Here is a 1,525-nt window from a genome sequence, read left to right as displayed (position 1 = left end):
GGATCGCCGATCAGTTCGTGCCAGTTGTCCACCGGCATCTGGCTGGTGACGATGGTCGAGCGCTGGCCGTAACGGTCGTCCAGTAGCTCCAGCATGTCGCGCCGTTGCTCGCCGGTGAACGGGGCCAGGCCCCAGTCATCGAGGATCAGCAGGTCGGTCTTGGCGTAGCTGTTCATCAGCTTGGCGAAGCGCCCGTCGCCATGGGCCAGACCCAGTTCTTCCAGCAAACGTGGCAGGCGCAGGTAGCGCACGCTGTAGCCCTCCCGGCAGGCCTGGTGGGCCAGGGCGCAGGCCAGCCAGGTTTTACCGACACCGGTGGGGCCGCCGATGATCAGGTTGAGGCCGTCGCGCAGCCACTGACCACTGCTCAGTTGCAGGATCAGCGCCTTATCCAGTCCGCGCGGGCTGCGGTAGTCGATGTCTTCGAGGCAGGCGTTGTGCTTGAGCCGGGCCTGGCGCAGGCGGCTGCTCAGGCGCTTGTCATCGCGTTCGGTCAGCTCGCGGTCGACCAGCAAGCCGAGGCGTTCTTCGAAGCTCAGGCTGTCGATGTCCGGGGTTTTCAGTTGTTCATTCAGCGCCTTGAGCATGCCGTGCAGGCGCAGGGTTTGCAGCTTGTCCAGGGTCGGATGGGGCAGCATGGTGAGTTTCCTTGGGGTCAGTGGTAGTAGGCGGATCCGCGCAGGTTGGCGTGGTCGTCCGGTAGTAGCGGCAGGTTGGTTTGAGCTAGCGGCAGGTTCTCCAGCCCCTGGCGCAGGATCGATTCGAGGCTCTTGTAGCTGCACGTGCCGAGGCTGATGGCGCGACGGCAGGCCAACTCCAGACGCGCCTCACCGTGGGTTTTACCCAGGCGCAGGATGCCCAGGCAGGCCCGGTAGCCCTGCTGCGGATGGATGCGCCGTTCGAGGATGTGCCGGATCACGCCGGCGGTGTTCGGCCCGGTCTGCTCGGCCCAGCGGATCAGCCGTTGCGGCGTCCACTCGGCATGCTCGCGATGGCTCTTGGGCATGTGCTCGGCCTGCGTGCTGTGCCTGCCCTTGTGCATTGAGCGCAGGTGGCTGGCCACTCGCTGGTTGGCGTGGAAACACTCGACGGTGCGCGCCGTCAGGCGCACCTCCAGCTGCTTCTTCACCAGTTGATACGGCACCGAGTAGTAATGCCCATCGACCTCGACGTGGTAGTCGATGTGCACCCGCGCCTTCTTCCACTCGGCGTAGACGTAGGGTTGCTCCGGCAGGGGGCGCAGCGCCGGACGATCCAGGCTGTCGAAGGCCGACTGCCGGGAGCCCGGCAGCTTCTTGAACGGGCGTTGGTTGAGCCGCTCCAGCAACCCGGCGATGGCCGTGTTGAGTTCGTCCAAGGAGAAGAACTGGCGGTTGCGCAGGGCGGCGAGGATCCAGCGCTCGACCACCTGCACGCCGACTTCGGCCTTGGCCTTGTCGCGCGGTTTGCGTGCCCGCGCCGGCACCACCGCCACGCCATAGTGCTCGGCCAGATCGCGGTAGCTGGGGTTGATGTCCGGCTCGTA

The 1,525-nt window shown here is 65.9% G+C and carries 1 protein-coding gene and 1 pseudogene; both read right to left on the bottom strand.

All coding sequences use genetic code 11. The annotated features are described in order from the left end of the window. A partial coding sequence (gene istB / locus PSOLE_RS23340; RefSeq protein ID WP_088339365.1) for an IS21-like element ISPpu7 family helper ATPase IstB occupies positions 1–638 on the bottom strand: 638 nt, incomplete at its 3' end. A 17-nt stretch (positions 639–655) separates the two neighbouring features. Further along, positions 656–1,525: pseudogene (gene istA / locus PSOLE_RS23335) on the bottom strand (IS21-like element ISPpu7 family transposase); the annotation flags it as partial.

This window comes from Pseudomonas oleovorans subsp. oleovorans (assembly GCF_002197815.1).
Lineage (GTDB): Bacteria > Pseudomonadota > Gammaproteobacteria > Pseudomonadales > Pseudomonadaceae > Aquipseudomonas > Aquipseudomonas oleovorans.
Note: the sequence above shows the minus strand (reverse complement) of the source record. Positions and strands in the feature narration are given on the sequence as shown.